The sequence below is a fragment of the Acidocella sp. MX-AZ02 genome, assembly GCF_000306035.1.
GTDB lineage: Bacteria > Pseudomonadota > Alphaproteobacteria > Acetobacterales > Acetobacteraceae > Acidocella > Acidocella facilis.
In genome coordinates this window covers 1,359,916-1,363,316 of sequence record NZ_JH976207.1, presented here as the reverse complement: position 1 = coordinate 1,363,316, position 3,401 = coordinate 1,359,916, and the positions used below count along the sequence as shown (strand labels likewise).

Annotated in this window: 4 protein-coding genes; 1 reads left to right on the top strand and 3 read right to left on the bottom strand. The window is 67.5% G+C overall.

Translation table 11 applies throughout. The features are described from left to right. Positions 1–501 (top strand): ATP-binding cassette domain-containing protein (locus tag MXAZACID_RS06690; protein ID WP_008493438.1); only part of this gene is annotated, 501 nt, incomplete at its 5' end. 51 nt (positions 502–552) lie between these two features. Here the strand turns inward: MXAZACID_RS06690 and moaB are convergent. The 3 genes from moaB to MXAZACID_RS06675 all read right to left on the bottom strand — a co-directional run. Next, complete coding sequence (gene moaB / locus MXAZACID_RS06685) at positions 553–1,092, bottom strand: molybdenum cofactor biosynthesis protein B (protein WP_008493437.1); 540 nt, start codon at positions 1,090–1,092, stop codon at positions 553–555. Continuing rightward, positions 1,089–2,492 carry a lytic transglycosylase domain-containing protein gene (locus MXAZACID_RS06680; protein WP_051060214.1) on the bottom strand — a complete coding sequence of 468 codons (1,404 nt, stop codon included), beginning with the start codon at positions 2,490–2,492 and terminating at the stop codon, positions 1,089–1,091. Before MXAZACID_RS06680 ends, moaB begins: the two co-directional genes overlap by 4 nt. Positions 2,493–2,914: 422 nt before the next feature. Next, on the bottom strand, positions 2,915–3,401 hold a 487-nt coding region (locus MXAZACID_RS06675), incomplete at its 5' end, for a uracil-DNA glycosylase (protein WP_240376549.1).

Sequence of the window (3,401 nt, the reverse complement as noted above, 5' to 3'; positions counted from 1 at the left end):
GGGGCGATTTCGGTGGTCTCGCAGGATGTGCAGATGTTCCATCGCTCGGTGCTGGAGAATATCCGCTACGGCAAGCCGGAGGCGAGTGTGGCGGAAGTGCGCGCCGCCGCCCGCGCCGCCTATGCGGAGGATTTCATCGATGCGCTGCCCGATGGCTATGAGACGATGGTGGGTGAGCGCGGCCTGCGGCTTTCCGGCGGCCAGCGCCAGCGCCTGGCCATCGCCCGCGCCTTTCTGCGCGACAGCCCGATTCTGCTGCTGGATGAGGCGACCTCGGCGCTGGATTCGGAATCCGAGGCGACGGTGCAGATGGCCCTGGCCCGGCTGGCGCAGGGGCGCACCGTCATCGCGGTGGCGCACAGGCTCTCCACCTTGCGGGATTTCGACCGGATTGTGGTGATGCAGGAGGGGGTGATCCTGGATCAGGGCGCGCCGGACGATCTGGCCAGCCGCCCTGGCCTCTACCGGGACATGTTGGCGCTGCAATTGCAGGCGGCTTGAAGCCCGGGCACCGATCGCGAAAAGCAAAGCCGCACGAGGCGGCTTTCAGGGTCAGGCTTTGAAATGTTCCTTCAGCCGGGGCATCAGCTCGACCAGATTGCAGGGGCGGTGCCGTGAATCCAGCTGGAAGCGCAGAATATCGTCCCAGCCATCCTTCACCGCCCCGGTGGAGCCGGGCAGGGCGAAGAGGTAGGTGCCGTTGGCCACCCCGCCCAGGGCGCGGGACTGCATCGTGGAGGTGCCGATCTTGGCGTAGGAGAGCATGCGAAACAGCTCGCCGAAGCCCTCGATCTTTTTCTCCAGCACGCGCTCGAAGGCTTCCGGGGTGACATCCCGGCCGGTGACACCGGTGCCGCCGGTGGTGATGACGACATCCACCGCCGGATCCGCGATCCAGCCGCGCAGCGCCGTCTCGATCAGCCCGGCATCATCCTTGATGATGGCGCGGGCTGCCAGCTCGTGGCCGGCCGCCGTCACCCGTGCCGCCAGAGCGTCGCCGGAAGTGTCGTTTTCGGCGGTGCGGGTGTCCGAAATCGTGGCGATGGCGATGCGCACCGGCAGGAAGGCCCGGCTTTCGTCGATGCGGCTCATTGCGCGTCGGCGGTCTGCACCGCTTGCGGGGCCGGGCTGAAATCCTGCAGCGTCGGGAAATCACCCTCCGCCAGCACGTTGAGGCTGCGCGGCTTCAGCCCGATCTCTTCCGAGTACAGCCAGCTATCGGCCAGCACCTGCCGCACGAAGCGGCGGGTCTGGTCGTTCGGGATGGTCTCGATGAACAGCAGCGGATCAGAATCATCCTTGATCGCGCTGTACCAGGCCGAGGCCGCGCCCGGCCCGGCATTATAGCTGGCGAGGATGGCCAGCAGATTATCCTGAATCCCCGGCTGGCTGCCGAGATATTTCAGATAGGCCTGGCCCAGCGCCAGATTGGCGGAGGGATCGTTGATCGAGCCGGTCACGCCTTCGGCGGCGCGCATGGTGGCGGCGGTCTGCGGCATCAGCTGCATCAGCCCGCGCGCCCCCACCGGGGAGGTGGCGTGCGCGTCAAAGCCGGATTCGGTGCGGGCGAGGGCGTAGATCAGCGCCGGATCGACGCTGAAGCCGCCTTGCGGGTGCATGGCGGGCAGCGGCAGCCGGGCGCCGGCGATCTCGTCCACCGGGCTCGGCATGGTGCTGGCGATGGCGATGGTGACATCCACCATGCCCGCCCGCGCCGCCACGGCCATCACGGAGCGGCTGAGGCCGGGCGTGGCCTGCATCTGCGGCCAGAGGGCGCGTAGGGCGGTCTCGGCCTGGTCGTTGAGGCCGAGCTGCAGCAGCTCGAAGGCGAGATGCCCGTCCGGCAGCGAATCGACGGCGGTGGCGTCGGCTTCGGTCAGCGTCGCGGAGATGCCGGTGGGGCCGAAGCCCTGGCCGAGCAGCCGTCCGGCCAGCATGCCGTAGAACGTGTCGGCGCTCCAGCTCGCCTGGTGCAGCCAGTCCAGATACTGGTCCGGCTGCTGCAGGCGCAGCGCCGCGCGGGCGGCCCAGAAGGCGCTGGCGGCGCGGTCATCGTCCGAAATACCGGACAAGCCGGCGCTCTTGCGGAAATCATCGGCGGCGGCCTGGATATGGTTGGCCTTCCAGGCGGAGAGCCCGGCCTCGAAGCCACGGCGCCAGCTGGCCGCATCCGGGGCCAGAGCCGGCCTTGCGGCGGCGCCGGCGGTGAGGGTTTGCTCGGGCAGCAGGGAAAGATGCGGTTCGGCCGGCAGCGCCGCGCGCGCCAGCTTATGCTGCATCAGCCCGTAGATCGCCGGAGCGTCCGGGCCGTGGCTGTATTTCGCCCACCAGGCGGTGAGTTCGGCCGGCTTGGTGATGTAGTTGCTGCTGAGATAGCGGATGGCCAGCACCGTGCCGACCAGCCCGTCATCGGCCACACGCGCCAGCATCTTGTCGGACGCGGCGAAATCCCCCGCCTTCTGCAGAGAGAGGGCGCGTTGATAAAAAGCCACATCGCTGGGGGAAAGCGGTTGCGGCAATGCCACCTCGACCCCGCCCGGAGGCGTGTTTCGCGGCACGGCATAAGCTACAGATTCCCCGTTGGTGCCGGCTGCCGGCTGTGTGGGGGGCGTCGTCGATCCCTGGCCTTGTCCCAAATCAGAGGACTTCGCGAACGCCTGCGCATGCAACGCACAGGTGAAAGCAAAAACGGACACGCCAGCAAGCGCCGCGCGCGTCACGTTCAGGCGGGAGAGCGTTTTGATGGCTCCTCGCATGAGCGAGGGAGGTACACATGAAGAAAGGGTGACGCAAGCCTTAAACGCGAGGACGGGCCGCTCAATTAAGGCAGCCCCACCGTTTCACCACATTTTTGCCATACTCGCCATTGGTTTTCCAGAGATCGTTGCCAGAGCAGCTTGTTAATAAACGGGGATCAGTTATGCGTCTGAAGCTGGTCTCGCAGGCTCAGAAGGTCGTGCCAGGCGGCGCGTTTGGCGATGGGGGTGCGCAGCAGATAGGCCGGGTGATAGCTGGGCAGGAGTCGCAGCGGCGCGGGCAGGCCCTCGATGCTCACTTGCTGCCATTTGCCGCGAAGCCGGGTGATTCCGCCCTGCGCCTGGGGGCCGAGCATGGCTTTCGCCGCCACCGCCCCCAGGCTGAACAGCAGAGACGGGCCGATCAGCGCGATTTGCCGGTGCAGGAAGGGCAGGCAGAGCGCGATTTCCGATTCGGTCGGGGTGCGGTTGCCCGGCGGCCGCCAGGGCACGGCGTTGATGATCCGCACCTGGGTGCGGTCCAGCCCGATCGAGCCCAGCATCTTATCCAACAGCTGCCCGGCGGCGCCGACGAAGGGGCGGCCGATACGGGTCCTCCTCCGCCTCCGGAGCTTCGCCGATCTAGGATCAGCCGGGCATCGGGCG

What these genes read in the sequence shown, in the direction of transcription:
- moaB (WP_008493437.1), bottom strand. Translation starts at nt 1,092, where the DNA reads ATGAGCCGCATCGACGAAAGCCGGGCCTTCCTGCCGGTGCGCATCGCC.